The organism is Streptomyces sp. NPDC088246, assembly GCF_044741025.1.
Classification (GTDB): domain Bacteria; phylum Actinomycetota; class Actinomycetes; order Streptomycetales; family Streptomycetaceae; genus Streptomyces.
Window position 1 is genome coordinate 1 of record NZ_JBIURV010000157.1, and the last position, 2,097, is coordinate 2,097.

Here is a 2,097-nt window from a genome sequence, read left to right on the forward strand (position 1 = left end):
CCCCACCCACCACGGGCAGCGGCTCGACCGTCGCGTTCCACTCACGTACGACCTGCTCATGCTCCGCCTCCGTCAGTACCGGCAGCTCGCCCACCCGCTGCCCCGCGTCATCGGCAACCGTATCCAGTACCGACATCAGGTGCCGCGCCAGCCGCTCCACCGTCACCGCGTCAAAGAGCGCCGTGCTGTACTCGATCACACCCGACAGCGCGCCACCGCCGTCCGTCAGCATCAGCCGGAGGTCGTACTTGGCGACGACATCGCCTTCGACGCTCCCCAAGGCCAGCCCGTCCGTGGCGCCGCCTGCTGCATCGCCCCGGCGGTCGTGAGACGGGTCCCGTGACTCGCGGTCCTGCTGCCCGTCTTCGGTGAAGTAGTTGAACAGCACCTGGAACAGCGGGCTACGCGACCGGTCCCGCTCAGTGACGAGGTCGTCCACCAGTTGCTCGAACGGCAGGTCCTGGTGCGCATAGGCATTGAGGGCCATCTCCCGTACACGGCCGAGGAGTTCCTCGAACGTCGGGTCGCCGGACAGATCGGTGCGCATCACCAGGGTGTTGATGAAGAAGCCGATCAGCTTCTCCGTCTCGGCACGGTTCCGGTTGGCGACCGGCGTGCCCACCACTACATCGCCCGTGCCCGCGTACCGACTCAGGAGGACGTCGAAGGCCGCCAGCAGCGTCATGAACATCGTCGTGCCGCTGCGACGGCACAGCTCGCGCAGGCTGTCGGCCGTCCGCGCGGGCACCGTGAACTGCACCATCGCACCGGCGGGTGACCACACCGCCGGCCGCGGCCGGTCCGTGGGCACTTCAAGGACTGAGGCGCCGCCCAACTGGGCGCGCCAGTAAACAAGTTGCTCCTCCAGGACCTCGCCGTCCAGCCACTGCCGCTGCCACACCGCGAAGTCGGCGTACTGCACGGCCAGCGGCGGCAAGGGGTTCGGACGACCGGCGCGGAACGCTTCGTAGGAGAGCAGCAGTTCGTCGTGGAAGATCCGCTTCGACCATTCGTCGAAGGCGACGTGGTGCATGGACAGGGCGAGTACGTGCTCATCAGGGGCCAGCCGGATCAGCAGGGCCCTGATGAGTCGCCCGCCCGCCAGGTCGAAGGGTTGCGCCGCGTCCGCGGCCATCAGTGCCCACACGGCCGAGCCGCGGTCCTCCGCGCCGGACACGTCGGCCATCGGCAGAGGGAGGGGTGCCGCCGGGTCGATCACCTGGTGCGGCACACCGTCGTCTCCGGCCACGAGCCGCGTGCGCAACACCTCGTGGCGGTCGACGATCGCGTTCAGGGCAGCGCTGAGCGCGGGCATGTCCAGTACCCCGCCGAGCCGGATCGGCATGGGCACGTTGTACTCGACCGATCCGGGGTCGAGCTGATCGAGGAACCAGAGGCGCTGTTGCGCGAAGGACAGCGGCAACCGCTCGTCGCGGTCGGCGACCGTCATCGGCGGGGCCCCGGCCGACGACCCTGCCCTGCGGTCGACCAGCAGCCCGATGATCTCGTCCCGGCAGGCTTGGAGCTGGGTTCGGAGCTCCTCGGTGAGGACGCCCTTGGGCGCGAAGATCCGCAGTCTGCCGTCGACGACGCTGAAGCGAACACCGCTGTTCTCGAGCGTCTGGAGAAGCCCCGCAGGGGAGATGGACATCAGAAAACCCCGTTCTCGTCGGACTCTGCACCCTGCGCGTAACTGTCCAGGCTCTGGATCACGTCGTCTTCCGGCATGTGCTCGATCTCGTACCAGATGCGCTCTTCGATCACGGCCGCCAAGCCCCGCACGGTCGGGTGGTCGAAGAGGGCGGAAAGAGGAATCTCAAGCTCGAAGGCGTCCCGAATGCGGGAGGCCATCTGCGTGGCGAGCAGCGAATGTCCGCCCAGCTCGAAGAAGTTGTCCGTGGCGCCGACCTGGTCCACCCCGAGCACCTCGGCCCAGAGCCTGGCCAACGCTTCCTGCGCGTCACCCGACGGAGCCACGAACTCCTGCAGCTGCGGCCTTTCCCCGTCGGGTTCGGGGAGTGCCGTACGGTCGAGCTTGCCGTTGGGGGTGAGCGGCAGCGTCGCGATTTCCACGAACGCGGAGGGGATCATGAAGGC

General features: G+C 68.1%; 2 protein-coding genes. Both read right to left on the reverse strand.

Annotation, left to right across the window (positions count from 1 at the left end):
• A partial coding sequence (locus ACIPEK_RS46530) for a condensation domain-containing protein (protein ID WP_402009076.1) occupies positions 1-1,651 on the reverse strand: 1,651 nt, incomplete at its 3' end.
• On the reverse strand, positions 1,651-2,097 hold a 447-nt coding region (locus ACIPEK_RS46535; protein ID WP_402009079.1), incomplete at its 5' end, for a phosphopantetheine-binding protein. The genes ACIPEK_RS46535 and ACIPEK_RS46530, both read right to left, overlap by 1 nt.